Here is a 15,091-nt window from a genome sequence, read left to right on the forward strand (position 1 = left end):
CCTCACTTTTATCTTGCTACAACTACAGCGACAATTTCATTTAAACGGATGCATCTAAATGAACTACTCTCAACGGCTAATCTAACCGGATTGTCGCAGGAACAGCCAGGCTAGGCTGACTATTGCCTAGAACGCGATAGTCCGGACGTACGGCAACTAAATGCACTGTGCTTGTGGTGCGTTCTAAAAATCCACCTTCACAATAACTTAGGTAGAATTTCCACATACGGATAAAGTCTTCGCCATAACCTAAGGTTTGGATTTCACCCACGGCATGATCGAAATTCTCATGCCAATGCCTCAGCGTTTTAGCGTAATCGAGCCCCATATCATTGAGCGACCAGACCACCATATCCGTCTGTTTGGCAATATGACCGACCATTTGACTGACAGAAGGTAAACAGCCACCGGGGAAAATATAGCGCTGAATAAAATCCACACTTTTGCGATAGCTGTCGTAACGTTGATCGGCAATCGTTATCGCCTGTAGCAGCATGCGCCCATGGGGTTTTAACAGTGATTCCAGCTTTTTAAAGAAACCCGGTAAATATTCATGCCCTACCGCTTCAATCATCTCGATAGAAACAACCCTGTCGTATTCCCCCGTCAGATTGCGATAATCCTCGGTCAGCAGTGTCACTTTATCGCTCAGTCCTTCGCGTTCAACGCGCGCTTTGGCATAGGCGTATTGCGCATCTGAGATCGTCGTCGTCGTCACGTGCACGCCATAATGCTTGGCCGCATAAATAGCCAGTGCCCCCCAGCCAGTACCAATCTCAAGCAAGGTTTGACCTGGCTGTAAATCGAGTCGTTCGCAGATAGTCATCAACTTAAACAGCTGAGCTTCCTGCAAGCTGGCTTCCTCATGGGGATAAAGCGCACTCGAGTACAACATTTCACGGTCGAGAAACTGCTCGTACATGGCATTTCCCAAATCGTAATGGGCGAGAATATTACGCTTCGAGCCCTCTTGAGAATTGCGATTCAGCACATGCTTAACACGGTTTATCGTGCCCGTTAACCAAGAAAACTTAGCTTCAATCCTATCGAGCAAGGCTAAATTACGGGCAAACAGTTGCACCACTTTAGTGAGATCTGGACTCGTCCAATGGCCTTGAATATAAGCTTCACCGGCACCAATGGAACCTGAAAGCATGATTTGACGATAAAAACTGGGGTGTTTAACCACAAGCGTGGCATGTAAATCGGTATGACTTTCACCAAAACGATAGCTCTTATCGCCCTCAACTAAGGTCAAGCAGCCGTGGGGCAGACTTTCCAACGCCTTAAGCAAGACTTTACGCGCAATACTGTCGGGTAGTTTTCCTGTGGCGACTGAGGTTTGCGAAGCCGTATTTTCCATATTATTTCTCCATCTGAGCTGGATGCGGCACAAAGGGCACACGTTTGAAGAAGAGTTTCAGCGCTTGCCAATAAATCCCGAAGAAGATCTTGAGAGTCATAAAAGGAAAGCGAAACAACAGCGTCCGTAAATTGGCCGCCGTGATCGGTTGACGTTTCATCACAAGATTGGCATTAAACAATTTTTTGCCATTTTCCTGCATCGACTTGTTTTCAATACCAATATTTAAGTCTTCCCTCGGCGCAGACACATGCCAGAGATAACGCATATCTAGGGTCATAAAAGGGGAAACATGAAACACTTTGTCAGAAGGTTTGGGCGCAGCTACATCCACTAAATAGCAATGGCGTTGATCCCAAGGCGTGTTACTCACTTCGGCCAACATGTATAAAGGCGTTTGATCTTGATAACAAAAATAGAAATTCACTGGGCTGAAATACACACCAAAATGACGGATCTGACCCACAAACATAACTCGGTCGCACAGCTTATCAGCACCTAACTCCGCTACTTGCGCCAATACTCGACTCTTAAGCGCCGCGGCGCTTGGATCGGCAACTGCCACTTCACCGCTGTTATTGGATTTAGTCGTAAAAGAAGTTAAATAGTCTTTCGGATTAAATCTCAGTAAAGCGCGGCGCTGACTGGCAAAAATTCGCCCCATGGCACTGATCCTATCAACTTCATCTAAGTCAATCGCCAGCAGCGCCATGGTATAACTAAAGCTGTGTTTAATCGGCGTAAAACGGCTGTGAGATACAGTGCCGTAATAAATGCCGCTATTGAGCTCTGTCATATTTAAGCTTGTCACATTTACATCGGTCATAGGCTGACACCAAAATGGGCGCACACATCCAGTGCACTGCGAACGCCATCTTCATGGAAACCATTGTGCCAATAGGCTCCAGCAAAATGGGTATGATTTTGACCGGATATTTCCTCACGGCGGCCCTGGGCCTTAAGACTGGCTTCGTTAAACACTGGGTGGGCATAATTGAAGCGGCGTATCACTTTCGCCTCATCAATCAACTCTGACTGATTCAAAGTGACACAAAACGTCGGAGCATTGGCTGGCAACTGCTGCAGTATGTTCATGTTGTAAGTCACTGACGCTGGGCGTTTTAGATTGCCATCTAACCGATAGTTCCAACTCGCCCAGGCCGCTTTTCGCTTAGGCAAGATGCGCGTATCCATGTGCAGCACCACATCGTTATTCTGGTAGCTGAGATCGCCTAAAATGGCGAGTTCTGTGGGCGTGGGATCGTTTAACATCCGCAGTGCTTGGTCGCTATGACAGGCCAAAATCACCTCGTCAAACTCCAACCATTCACCGTTAACCTCTAGCTTCACCCCATTGCCATGACGTTCAATACCTGTCACGGGGGAGTTAAGGCGAATATTGTCTTTAAAGGGCGCAATAAGATCAGGAATATAGCTCCGCGAGCCGCCCTTTAGCACATACCACTGAGGCCTATCACTGACATTTAATAAACCATGGTGCTGGAAGAAACGAATAAAAAACTTCAACGAAAACGCACGCATATCTTCTATGCTCGAAGACCAAATTGCCGCGCCCATGGGCAAAATATAGTGCTCGGCAAAAAAGCGCGAAAATTTTTCACTGTCTAAATAATCACCTAAGTTGCCTTCAGGATAAATATCCTTTTGATAGAGTGTCTTACAGCCTTTATTGAAGCGTAGAATTTCTTTTAAAAAGGCCCAAAAGCGCGGATTCAGCAGGTTACGCTTTTGGGCAAACAAACTGCCTAAATTGTGGCCGTTATATTCAAGCCCTGTCAGCGCATTTTGGACGCTGAAACTCATCTCAGTCGGTAATATGGTGACGTTAAGGCGAGCCAATAAACGCTCAAATCTTGGATAGGTTCTGTCATTAAACACGATAAAACCAGTGTCTATAGCGTAGGTTTGGCCTTGGTGCTCCACATCGACTGTCGCCGTATGGCCGCCGATATAGTCATTGGCCTCAAACACTGTGACCTTGTGCGACTCGCTTAATAGATGGCCACAGGTTAATCCAGAAATGCCGGTGCCGACGATGGCGATATTTTTCATAAACTCTTGTCCTTAAGCGGCTTGGCTTGAGTATCGTTTGCAATCATTTTTTGCCACACAAAGGCAGGTAGAAACGACATCAATTTCAATAGATAAGTAAAGCGTCGCGGAAAATGGATCTCGCGCTTGCCACCTTTAAGCCCATTGCGGATTGCCTTAGAAGCGGTTTGCACACTCACTTGCATTGGCATAGAAAAATCATTTTTTGCGGTCAGTGGCGTCGCAACAAAACCAGGGCAAATCAAGCTCACACCTATGTCATTCTTAGCAAGATCAAGCGAGAGACTCGAGGCGAGATACTGCACGCCAGCTTTAGAGGCGCCGTAGGCTTCAGCGCGAGGGAAAGGTAAATAAATAGCGCTGGAACTCATTAAGCCAATACGTGACCCCCTTGGCATTAAAGGTAAAAATGCGCTGAGACAATATCCCATCGCAATTAAATTGGTATGGACGACGCGCTCGAATAACACATCATCGAAGGCCTTAGCATCGTCTATATACTCACAACTGCCCGCGTTTAAAACCACCAAATCGAGCTGACAATCGGTTTTCGCCAACAGCTCGGCTAAATCGTGGCCAGCTTGTTGAACTTGGTCGCGCTGGGATATATCAAAAATTAACAAGGTGGCACCTACGAGTTCATTCAAGGCTAACGCATCTAATCTTTCTTGGGAGCGGCCACAGGCAATGACGTGCCAACCTAAGGCTAAATAATCCTGTGCCAGTTGCAGCCCAATGCCTGAGCTTGCACCTGTAATAAGCACGGTATTAATTTTCAATGGCTTAACAACGTCCATCACTTAGCCGCCCTGTCTTTAAGCAAGCGGATAAGCCCGCCCATGCAAGGCAAATGCTCGTACAACATTTGCCCTAAGTCGAAGTAATCCCTGTGAAAATAAATCTTGTCGTTGAATTTAAGTTGGCTCATGCCATCAACATGGATAAGTCCGCCTTTATTCAACTTAGGGTGGCTATATTCCATCTGCCAAAACAGCGCGGCTTGATTCGCATCCTGCTGTACTTCTTTGATCTCAAACTGAATATGCTTAACATTCTTATATAACTTCGCGAAGTACTGAGTTAACGACTCTAGCCCTGTGATTTGATGCATAGGATCGGTAAAGCTAATACTGTCGTCGTAAACTTGACCCAACAGGTGCAAGTTATCTTTATTCAAGGCTTGATAAAGCTGAATAAAATCATCAACAAGCGTATTAGTCTCAGTCGTCGCTTGGTTTGTCATCTGGTTATTGCTCCTGATCCTATTTATTGGGCCGCGGCCTTTTTCAATACGCCGAGTACGGTTAACGCCCTTGCTCTTGCTGCACTGTGCTCGACAATCGCACTCGGATAAGCCGTTTTAGTGAATAACGGCTGGTCAAACAAGGACGGTGTCTGCGCTGTACTGGGTTGATGTAATTGCTTAATTCCCCAAGATGCGAGCTCTGGTAAGTACTTACGGATGAAGCTGCCATCTGGATCAAACTTTTCACTCTGGCTCATAGGATTAAAAATGCGAAAATAAGGCTGGGCATCACAGCCACACCCTGCTGACCACTGCCAGCCGCCATTATTCGCGGCCAAGTCACCATCGATGAGCTTTTGACGGAAATAACGCTCGCCCCAACGCCAATCAATCAGTAGATGTTTAGTTAGGAAACTCGCCACCACCATACGCAAACGGTTATGCATCCAACCCGTTTGATTGAGCTGGCGCATAGCCGCATCCACAATCGGATAGCCAGTACGACCTTCACACCAAGCGGCAAACTCCTGCTGATTGTTACGCCACTGCACATGGTCGGCTTGTCGATTGAAATTATGATTTTTAGATAAGTCAGGAAATGCCACCAGCAAATGACGATAAAACTCACGCCAAGTAAGCTCATTTAACCAAGTACGAGCTGGGCTAGTATCGTCGACAATCACCTCGGGGAAGTCATGCAGCAACGCGGCAACGCATTGTCTTGGGCTAACGACGCCAATGGCTAAATAGGGTGAAATTGAACTGGTACCATCGATGGCAGGGAAATCCCTATCTTGCTTATAATCCTGCACTTTCTGCTGAATAAATGCAGAAAGTATACGCTTTGCCTGCCCTTCTCCCGCCGCCCAAAGTTCACTCGATACTTTAGTGACATTGTTAAACAAATGCGGCTTTGCCTCGGTCAACACAGGTCCAAGCGGCGCCGGAACTGGAAGCGGCAAAATGGCATGACGGGCGGCAATTTCTCGCCACTTACGGCTAAAAGGAGTGAAAACCTTATACATGTCGCCGGACAAATTCAGCACTGTGCCCGGCTTAAGCAAACAATGCTCATCGGTTAGCACCAGAGGAATACCCGCCTGAATACAGGCTTGGTCGCGCTGTTGCTCGTTAATCTCAGGCTCACTGCCGGCAAACACGCGGCTAATACCCTGCTGCTGGCAGTAATTGCGGATAAACGCTGGCACATCGGCAAAGGTATCTAACTGAATTAATTCAAATGCAATCCCCAAACTCGCCAGCCCTTGGGCAAGTAAATTAATGTGACGTTCGATAAAATCTAACTGAATGGGCGCCACATCATGGCTTTGCCACTGGGTTGGCGTAGCGATATAAATCGCCTTAAGTGCCACGCCATTCTCCCGCGCCCAATCACAGGCTGCACTTAGCGCCTGATTATCGGCAAGGCGTAAATCTTGGCGAAACCACATGAGTGCATTATTGCCCTGCACTTCTATTCGCATTGAATCTACTGGCATTGAATCGTTAACTGATGTCATTGTTTTCTCCACTATTGCCCTGCTCGCTTTTCCCTTTGCCTTTGTGACTTCTGTTGACCTTACCCACGGAGCGAGACGGCATTTGTCCAATAAAGTCAGTCATCGAAGGCGCCCAGAAAGCCGATAAGGAAGTCAACGTCGGTACAAAGGGGCCAACAAATCGGCAGGGGAAACTCATTTGTGCCAATACAGTGAGCATTTCAGTCTGCTCAGACCCCGAATGATTTGGATCAGGGATCAGCAAAAGTGCATCGACGTTAAGCCTGCCCTGCAGCAGCGGTAAACTACCTATGGCCTGCTCGCCAAGGTCGATAACCGATACTCGAAGCGACGCTAACTCGAGCGATAGGAGCAAAGAAAACAGGCTTTTAGTTCGGGTAGAGTTAGGCTGCGTGGCAGCGCCGCGGGATAACTGCACCACAGCCATTCGCGCCGCAATGGCCTGTCCGGTAAAGGCATAACGCCCACCCACTCGGCTGAGTAATTCGCTTTTTAACCAAGCGACAATCAATTCGGCATCGAGCCGCTCATCCACTAAGTCATCGAGTTGATTAAGCCAAGGTTGCAGTAACTTTTCTTTCACTAATTGAAACGGATATAAGCCAAATGCATCGTCTAATATCTGCTGCAATTTATGCTGATTGAAGTCGAACAATGCTGCATTCAGCGCAGTAATTTGCTCCCCCCACAGATCGACAACTTGAGTTTCTACCATTTCAATAGACAAGGATTTGGCGGCACTCATCAGCAAAGGTTTAACTTTACTGATCGCAACACCTTTAGCTAACCATGTATTAATCTCATGGATTTCTTGAATATTTTCACTCGTATATAATCTGTGTCCCTTGGGCGTGCGCGCAGGGATCACTAAACCAAAACGGCGCTGCCATGCCCTTAAGGTCACGGCATTCACGCCCGTTAAGGCCGACACTTCACCAATGGGGAGTAATACTCCATCATTGGGCTCATCGTTGGTTATGGACTGGGTATCTTGTTTCATATATCAGTAATAACTCACTAAATTCAAAGCTAAAAACTACTCAGTACAACAAAGCCAATGCTAATAGGCATAGCGCAGCTTTAACGCCTCAGGATGGGGATTCAAATACACTTGCTCTTCAATGTAAGGCGTTGGGAATTCCCGCAGATAATGATTTATGAGCGTGATAGGCACTAACAGAGGCAATAAACCTTCGCGATATTTCATAATCGCTTCAGACAGTTCTGTCTTTTGCTCTTTGCTCAAATGCTTTTTAAAGTAGCCCTGAATATGCTGCAGCGTACTGGTATGATTTTTACGGGTCGCATTGATTTTCAGCGCCGTCATAAAGCCTTCAAAGTAGCGGGTTGCGCTTTGTTCAAGATCCTCAATATTGGCCACTATCGGCCCAAGCTCGCGATACCATGTAGGGCTATGCGCCATTAACAGATATTTATAGCGGGAATGAAACTTCACTAACTTATGCTTAGTCAGCCCTTCATGCTTCATCAGATGCCAATCGTGATAGGCATAAACGCGGGTGAAAAAGTTCTCCCGCAGCACCATGTCATGCAAGCGGCCTTCTTCTTCCACGGGCAATAGTGGATATCGTTCCATCAACTTACGGGCGAATACACCAATCCCCGACTTAGAGCCATTGTTAGTGCCAATTTTATACTCTGTCACCCGCTCCATGCCGCAGGTTGGCGACTTAGCGCAAAGCAAGTATCCACCGAGGAAATCAAGCTCTTCAACCTTGTTTTCGCTGTATTCATTAAGCTTATCGGTCACATCTAAGCTACCGTCACCGCTCTGCACTAAGATGGTTTCACCATCACGGACTAAACGGATACTTTTACGGGGTGCACCTAGGCCAATCGCCATTTCTGGACAGATAGGCACATAATCGAAAAATTGCTTAATCTCTTGATTACAATAGGTAGAATTTTTATGTCCGCCATCAAAACGAACCTTCTCCCCTAATAAGCAAGCACTGATCCCAATCTGAATTCGCTGCGGGTTAAACTTGTACATAAGTCGACTCCTTGTATCACTATGTCTTTAATTACGGACCATAGTTGTACAAGGATCAAGTTTTTGTATAAATATTTTTTAAAAGTCTTGTTCAAGCGTGACTTCTGATGAATCAATCACGAATGAACCACACATAAACCCCACATAAGCCTGAGTTGGCCTCTAACTTGCTTAATAAAATACCGAGCATCATTAAATTGAGTTAAACGCCCAGTAGCACCATTTAACCGCACAGCATTAAAGCCAAAGGTGACCAAGGGACTCAATCGCAACCACTGGGCCATACCAAAAGGAATCGGACATGAGCACAATCAACCCCAACAGCTATACCAATCCCTATGCTAATTTGGCACTCACGCAACTCAAGTCGAGTCAGAGTAGCCAAGCCAATGATCCCACTTTGATGGCGGCATCGAGTCCCGCAGCAAGCCTAGATACTGTAACCCTCTCCTTTTCTACGCCTGTCGCGACAGCCGATACTTATAGCCATCTCGCAACTAACGCCAAACAAGGCTATACGGGTAATGTGCAAGCCATTGCTGGCAACCCTGAGTCAGATAAAAGCACCGACAAATTGGCTGAAGCCATGCAGACGATCCTCGATAAGCGTACAGGTATCGATAGGGAAAAACTGAAGCAGCTAGAGGCTGAAATGGAAAAAATTGCCAACGATGAAAGCCTGTCTGATGAAGAAAAAGCCAAGCAGCTAGAGTTACTGCAAGCGCAAAAAATGGATCTGATAAAGGAGTCTTCAGAGAAAAATGAACAGAGGCAACGCAGAGTCGATCCTGAGGTGTATTACAGCTAACCAAGCAATGGAATGCCTAGGCGTTAGGCGAAATGAGGTGTATTGAGTATTGAGAGAAGTGTAAGCGGGTGTGGAAGATAGACTGATGACGTGGCGAGTGATTCATTCGGTAATAAATAAGCCTAAGCATTTGAACTTAGGCTGATATTTAATATTTTTTGGCTAACTCTTTTGCTAAAAACTGGCTAATAGAAAGTGGCTAAAAACGAGTTGCTAAAATGCGTTACCAGTAACTGTTCTAAGACGCTTAAGCTTGTTTCTCTATCTTGTTAATACTGCCCTTATAACCGGTTTCATCAACGGCCCTGAGCAAATTATCCAGATTAAAATCCTCTGGCACAGTCACGATTGCTTGCTCGGTTTTCAACGAAGCCTTGGCCTTAATCACCCCATCGGTTTTACGCAGGGCTTTATTCACGACAGTGACACACAGCGGACAAGTCATGCCCTTAACATCTAAGGTAACCAGCACGTTTGCCGCCCAGCTCGACGCTGAACACAGGCTAAAGGCAAAAAATAACACTAACTTCATTCGAACACCTCTAATAACCAAGGTAATACAAAAGGATATAACTGAAATGCCAGCACGACAGGTACAGTTAACCAGTACAGCCACACCATCTGAGTACGACTCAACGTCGCAGTACACAATAGTTTTTTAGCAAAATAGAGCCGCCAAAATCCCATCAGGATAAGCCCAGTCGACAGTATCAACATGGGCACTTGCAGCCAGCTCAGCTGCTCAATCCCAGACAGGCTCGCGGCCGACACCCCGAACACCAGATAAATAAGCGGGGCAATACAGCATAGGCTTGATGCAACCGCAGCAACCACTGCGGCGGCCATCGTCGCTAAGAGTCCCTTAGCGTTGTTCGGTTGACTGGTAGTCATAGGCAAACACTTTTGGTTCATAATAATTCACAGGATCGCCATCGACTTCCGCATAGGGATAACCAAAGTTATTCAGTGGTGTCTGCTCGGCTTCAGGGAATAAATCAAAGTCGCGGCCATAGTTAAAGCCAACCCAGTTCATTTCCCAGTTACCAAAGAGGTAATCATTCACTGCCTGAACCGCAGGATCGCTGTGTTCTTTTTTCTCCGTTAAGCGCATTTTAGTCACATCGGCAGGATCGGCTGGCAACCAACCATAACCCGCTAAATAGAACATAGCGCGGCAATGTTGACCGCCACTGACATCGGCAGCCGCTTTGTCATCGGCGCTACCAAAGGCCTTTTTAGAATAATGACCCATCTTGATCGCCTGACCTAAGCGAATACCAAACATTTCACGGGCAGGGATACCCACAGCGCGCATTAGCGCCACAAATACCGAGTTAATGTCGGTACACTTACCGCCTAACTTGCCACTTTCTAAAATGCTGGCCACATCACCTGTACCACAGCCAATCACACTATTGTCGCGGAACATATTGGCGCTAACCCAAAGGTATATCAGTCGCGCTTGTTTCAGTGGTTCAGTTTCGCTACCCACAATTTTATCCGCCGTTTGCTTCACAATACCGTTAATTGGCATATGTTTAGTCGGCAGTAAATAACGTTCTACATCTGCAGGATAGTGGATCTGTGTTGGTGTGCGATAGTGAGTCAAAGCGCCGCTTTTAAGCGGTTCCCAATCTAAGGTTTCAATGTCTAACTCAACGGTCATTGTCATGCTGTCTTTGGCATCTGGCCAAGTCGCAAACAGCGTTTTAGCGCCATAACTGTTGTTTGAGCTGATATAGGCATCTTTAAAACTGCCGGTGAAATTCAGCTTACTAACCCGTTGGAATTGCGTGTCTTCAGGCAAAGGGATCCACAACTTAACCACGCCCTCAGAGCCTTCAGGAGCAACAAGATGGTAAGCGTTTGTTAAGATAAAACGGCGACGTCCATCGCTTGCGCTAGGTTCAACGACACTCGATTTAGAGGAAGATGCCAGTACCGGCGTGATAAAACCCGCAGTCGACAAAATAGCCGCACTTTTTAAAAAATTGCGTCTTTGCATTATGACATTCCTTTTATTGGATCATGTTAGAAAGAAGAGAACTCAACATCACAGAGCAAGATTATAGGTTCTATGACCCTATGCAGCAATCAAACCCAATTTAGGCTGCTCACCATACAGTACAAAGACCGTAAATCGGAGAAAAAGACGCAGTAAAATATGCCGCAGCGCGGCATACTCGTGAAAATGGGATAAATGTCGACTTTTCTTAGAAGAGCAATTTTAGAAGACTAAGACGATGAAAAATTAAGAGGATTATATAAACTGAACAAATTCAAGCCGACTAAAACAAGTATCACTCGTATTTCATTTATAATCACACCGCAAAAAAATATCAACATTAGTCGAAGTTAATATTTATGAGGGAGATAATTCCTAGTTATTTATCGTGCAAACGTGCAGAGTTCTCATTTAATAAAATGAGTTATTCTCTTGGCCGAACTATTATTTACAAAATATGCTTTACAACATTTTCATCTGCAAAAATGAAACAGAATTCGAATTTAGTGACTAAAATTTATACGCTTAAATCTGCAATTTAAGTGTGTACTAAAATTGCGGCCTCTAAACTTGCCCGAATTCAGGTCTAGATATTTGGCACATCTAGCGCTTTCAACTCACTTTCAACTCAATAATCACAACATAAATTCCAAACTCAGCGTTCGAAATGAGAGTTAGACCACTGTGTTGCAAAAATGTTCCATAAAAGTTTGCGTATGTTCACACCTGTTCTAGGCTTAAAAACGAATATACCTCACTTTAAAGGGCTTTTTTATGAAACATAAGTTTTCATTAGGTCTTTGCTCACTCTTGCTCAGCACCACCGCGTATGCAGAAGTGAACATTTCAGGTTTTGCCTCAGTTGTCGCGGGTCAAGTTCTCGAAGGTTCTGGCGTTGCTGAGTTTGATTTAGGTCCCACCTTTCTCGCCGACTATCCACTCGTTGGTGCCTACGATGAAGATATTAGCTTTAAACCGGATACCTTATTTGGAATCCAATTTTCAGCGGATTTACTTGAAGGATTAACAGCCACTGCACAGGTCGTCTCACGCGGTGCCGATGATTTTTCAGCAAGTTTTGAATGGGCTTATTTATCCTACGAGATCAATGATCATTGGACAGTACAAGGCGGTAAAAAACGCTTACCTCTCTACTATTACAGTGATTTTTTTGATGTTGGATATGCCTATCCTTGGATACGTCCACCCGCAGATAACTACACATGGCAAATATTTAACTACACAGGTGTCAGCGCGCTATATAACTATTTAATTGGCGACTGGACCATGTCAGGGCAAGTCTATTACGGTAGCGAAGATAGTGAACCCAATAAACTGTTATCTGACTTTTTCTTCCTCGAAAATACCCGAGAAGTGTGGAAGGACATAGGCGGTATTGTTGTCCAATTCAATAAAGATTGGTTAGATATTCGCCTTACACATATGCAATACACGAATGAACGTTATATTGGTGGAATTCAGCAGGAATGGAATGGCAGCACCCAACGTTCAGGCAAATTTTATGGCCTGTCAGTTAACATAGATTATGAGAACTTCCTCTTTCTATCAGAGCTGAACCGCTTAGATCTCGATGGTAGCAATCTAGATACTTACTTGCTCACTTTCGGCTACCGTATCGATTCAGTGATGCCATACATTTCCTATTCGGACTTCAATGAAGGTAAAAATCTCGAAGTGCACCATACGAGTTCAGTAGGAATACGTTGGGATTTCCACCCCTCGGCAGCCTTTAAAATTCAATATGATGATGTTAAAGATGACGGTGGCCCAGGCTTGAAAATCGCAGGGGATTCGAAATCCATCAGTCTTGGTATTGATTTAGTATTTTAGGAGAGAGATATGAAAAAATTACTTTGCTCAATCCTACTCAGTTTACTCTCAATGCCATTATTTGCTGGCGTAGTTGTCATAGTGAATCCCAGTAATACGGATACAATAGATCAAAAATCAATCGAGAATATTTTTTTAGGAAAAACAAAGACCTTCCCAGGAGGATCCCAAGCAGTACCGGTCAATCTTGACAGCGCTATGCCCTTAAGGGAGACATTTGACACTAAAGTATTGGGCAAGTCATCCAGCCAACTTAAGTCATATTGGTCACAGAAAGTGTTTACAGGCAAAGGAACGCCACCCAAGGAGGTCAGTAGTGGGGCGGAGATGATAAAATTAGTTGCATCTAACCCTAATATTATTGGCTATATTGATAGTAGTGAGGCCAATGATTCGGTAAAAGTTATTGCCGAGTTTTAGATTGGAGTGCCGGGCTTTAGCTCGGCACAACTTGGGGGCAAGGGATGAATTTCTTTAATAACATTTCAATTTTTAAAAAAGTTATCGCGATATTTATTTTAGCAGTCATCATTTTCGCTTTAAACTTAAGCATTAGTGTTATCTCCATAAATAAAAATCGCACCACTCTTAACTATATGGAGCAGCAAGTTTACCAAAGGGTTGAACTCGCCAATCAAAACGTGTTTTTTATCCAACGACTCGATGAGCTTTATACTCAATCCGTTTCTTTTGCCGACGAAGATCTGTTAACCAGTGCAGGTACTATGTACGAATCTTTACGCAAAAACCTCCAACAGTTAGACAACGTCGATCCCTCACAAGCCAATCAACTCAACAATCTATCGGCTAAATTAACCCGTTATAACGATATGACAATTAAGCTGGCTAAAGGCATGCTGGCAGGTACGATTGATATGGCAAATATTGGCCAAATCAGTCAAGAAAAATCCCAAGCCTATGAAGCCGTACTCAATGAAATACAAAACTACAAACAAGAAAAAGTACTCGAATTTAAACAATCAATAAAAGAAGCAGGCGACAGATCGGAGCAAAGTTTATGGCTTACCCTCTCCATCGGTATCGCTTTGCTGATCTTGATGTTTATTGTCACTATCGCCATTGCACGCGCCATTAGCTCTTCTGCCCGTAATGTTGCCCAGTCATTGAGTGAGCTCGCCGATGGTAAGGGTGATCTTAGCCATAAACTTAACGTGTCTGGTAGTGATGAACTCGGCCAAGTATCGAGTAACTTCAATCGATTCCTTGGGTTACTCGGTGATTCGATTCGCAGGGTAGTGAATGTTACCGATCCCTTGCTTGCAAGCTCGCACTCACTCAAACAGCGAATGGAAGATGCGACGCATGCAACTCAGAGACAAAGCCATGATGCCAGTGCTGTGCAAGTTTCAATGGAAGACATGCGCCACTCCGTCATTGAAATTTCGCAAAATGCGCGCCAAGCCGCCAGTGCCGCCCAGATTGCCGAAAAAGAAGCCATGCAAGGTATGACAGTCGTCCAACGTACTATCGATATTTCACAGGAATTAAATACGGGGATTCAGGCCGCTTCTAACTCGATTAATGAACTTGCCAGAGACACTGAAAATGTCACCTCTATCTTAAATGTGATTACCTCGATTGCTGAGCAAACTAACCTGTTGGCACTGAACGCTGCCATCGAAGCTGCTCGCGCGGGTGAGCAAGGACGGGGCTTTGCCGTGGTAGCGGATGAAGTCCGTGCCCTCGCCTCTAAAACTGCGGATGCAACCACAGAAATTCGTCATGTGCTGCAAAACCTTAAAACGGCGGCCATTTCTTCGGTCAATACCATGAATGTGGCCATGTCGAAATCTTCAGAAAATGAAACCAATGCCCAAAACACAGGCAGTGCATTAAAATCGATTCAGCAGCAAATTGTCAGTATCAATAGCATGAACACCCACATTGCCTCGGCAACGGAGGAGCAAGCCTCAGTCGCTTCTCAAGTAGTCGATAACGTCGTCAACATGAACGCTTCATTCGAACAGACATTGCAAATTCTGTCGCAGGTTCGCAATGTCTCCGAAGGGCTAGTTGATTTTGCCGATGAACTGAAAAACGCCACCTCACAATTCAAACTTTGACCATTGTTTGAGATGATGGCATGTGATGATTGCATGAGATCATCGCTTGAGCTGATTGTGTGAGATAGTTTTCCTACAAAAAATCGGTATTGAGTAACTCAATACCGATTTTTTTATGCATCAAGGC

Annotated in this window: 15 protein-coding genes; 4 read left to right on the forward strand and 11 right to left on the reverse strand. The window is 45.1% G+C overall.

Going from position 1 to position 15,091, the window contains the following annotated elements; genetic code table 11:
- Positions 1-76: 76 nt before the first annotated feature.
- Genes AC5YB3_RS05000 through AC5YB3_RS05035 form a run of 8 tightly spaced genes read right to left on the reverse strand, consistent with a single transcriptional unit; the run spans position 77 to position 8,216 of the window.
- A complete protein-coding gene (locus AC5YB3_RS05000) occupies positions 77-1,363 on the reverse strand; it encodes a class I SAM-dependent methyltransferase (protein WP_494526682.1) in 1,287 nt (428 codons plus the stop codon).
- Position 1,364: 1 nt separating this feature from the next.
- Complete coding sequence (locus AC5YB3_RS05005) at positions 1,365-2,189, reverse strand: DUF1365 domain-containing protein (RefSeq protein ID WP_494526683.1); 825 nt, start codon at positions 2,187-2,189, stop codon at positions 1,365-1,367.
- Positions 2,186-3,436 (reverse strand): NAD(P)/FAD-dependent oxidoreductase, encoded by a 1,251-nt coding sequence (locus tag AC5YB3_RS05010; protein WP_494526684.1) that lies wholly within the window; start codon positions 3,434-3,436, stop codon positions 2,186-2,188. Before AC5YB3_RS05010 ends, AC5YB3_RS05005 begins: the two co-directional genes overlap by 4 nt.
- Entirely contained in the window at positions 3,433-4,233 is an 801-nt protein-coding gene (locus tag AC5YB3_RS05015) for an SDR family NAD(P)-dependent oxidoreductase (protein ID WP_259510761.1), read from the reverse strand. Before AC5YB3_RS05015 ends, AC5YB3_RS05010 begins: the two co-directional genes overlap by 4 nt.
- Positions 4,233-4,679, reverse strand: a complete 447-nt coding sequence (locus AC5YB3_RS05020; protein WP_107402336.1) for a nuclear transport factor 2 family protein — start codon at positions 4,677-4,679, stop codon at positions 4,233-4,235. Before AC5YB3_RS05020 ends, AC5YB3_RS05015 begins: the two co-directional genes overlap by 1 nt.
- A gap of 23 nt (positions 4,680-4,702) precedes the next feature.
- Positions 4,703-6,202: a deoxyribodipyrimidine photo-lyase gene (gene phrB, locus AC5YB3_RS05025; RefSeq protein WP_494526685.1), complete on the reverse strand. Its 1,500-nt coding sequence runs from the start codon at positions 6,200-6,202 to the stop codon at positions 4,703-4,705.
- Positions 6,189-7,202, reverse strand: a complete 1,014-nt coding sequence (locus tag AC5YB3_RS05030) for a MerR family transcriptional regulator (protein ID WP_494526686.1) — start codon at positions 7,200-7,202, stop codon at positions 6,189-6,191. The genes phrB and AC5YB3_RS05030 overlap by 14 nt, the downstream gene beginning before the upstream one ends.
- A 60-nt stretch (positions 7,203-7,262) precedes the next feature.
- Complete coding sequence (locus AC5YB3_RS05035; RefSeq protein WP_006082548.1) at positions 7,263-8,216, reverse strand: YbgA family protein; 954 nt, start codon at positions 8,214-8,216, stop codon at positions 7,263-7,265.
- 301 nt (positions 8,217-8,517) lie between these two features.
- On the opposite strand from AC5YB3_RS05035, the gene AC5YB3_RS05040 reads away from it, so the two are divergent.
- Positions 8,518-9,024: a hypothetical protein gene (locus tag AC5YB3_RS05040; RefSeq protein WP_494526687.1), complete on the forward strand. Its 507-nt coding sequence runs from the start codon at positions 8,518-8,520 to the stop codon at positions 9,022-9,024.
- A gap of 247 nt (positions 9,025-9,271) precedes the next feature.
- Here AC5YB3_RS05040 and AC5YB3_RS05045 read toward each other — a convergent pair whose 3' ends face one another.
- From AC5YB3_RS05045 to AC5YB3_RS05055, 3 genes are read right to left on the reverse strand one after another with little or no spacing between them, the layout of a single operon-like run.
- Positions 9,272-9,556 carry a heavy-metal-associated domain-containing protein gene (locus AC5YB3_RS05045; protein WP_432320242.1) on the reverse strand — a complete coding sequence of 95 codons (285 nt, stop codon included), beginning with the start codon at positions 9,554-9,556 and terminating at the stop codon, positions 9,272-9,274.
- Entirely contained in the window at positions 9,553-9,870 is a 318-nt protein-coding gene (locus AC5YB3_RS05050; protein ID WP_012587143.1) for a membrane protein, read from the reverse strand. Before AC5YB3_RS05050 ends, AC5YB3_RS05045 begins: the two co-directional genes overlap by 4 nt.
- Before the next feature lie 16 nt (positions 9,871-9,886).
- Complete coding sequence (locus AC5YB3_RS05055) at positions 9,887-11,029, reverse strand: transglutaminase-like domain-containing protein (protein WP_494526688.1); 1,143 nt, start codon at positions 11,027-11,029, stop codon at positions 9,887-9,889.
- Positions 11,030-11,803: 774 nt separating this feature from the next.
- Here AC5YB3_RS05055 and AC5YB3_RS05060 point away from each other — a divergent pair.
- The 3 genes from AC5YB3_RS05060 to AC5YB3_RS05070 are packed head-to-tail and all read left to right on the forward strand — an operon-like array spanning position 11,804 to position 14,964.
- Positions 11,804-12,880, forward strand: coding sequence for a porin (locus AC5YB3_RS05060; protein ID WP_342897665.1), 1,077 nt, complete (start codon positions 11,804-11,806; stop codon positions 12,878-12,880).
- Between the two features lie 9 nt (positions 12,881-12,889).
- The gene (locus AC5YB3_RS05065) at positions 12,890-13,300 is read left to right on the forward strand and encodes a type 2 periplasmic-binding domain-containing protein (RefSeq protein WP_283628039.1); all 411 of its coding nucleotides are present in this window, start codon (positions 12,890-12,892) and stop codon (positions 13,298-13,300) included.
- A 44-nt stretch (positions 13,301-13,344) separates the two neighbouring features.
- A complete protein-coding gene (locus AC5YB3_RS05070) occupies positions 13,345-14,964 on the forward strand; it encodes a methyl-accepting chemotaxis protein (RefSeq protein ID WP_494526689.1) in 1,620 nt (539 codons plus the stop codon).
- Positions 14,965-15,091 lie beyond the last annotated feature (127 nt).

Source organism: Shewanella sp. 1311, assembly GCF_059338235.1.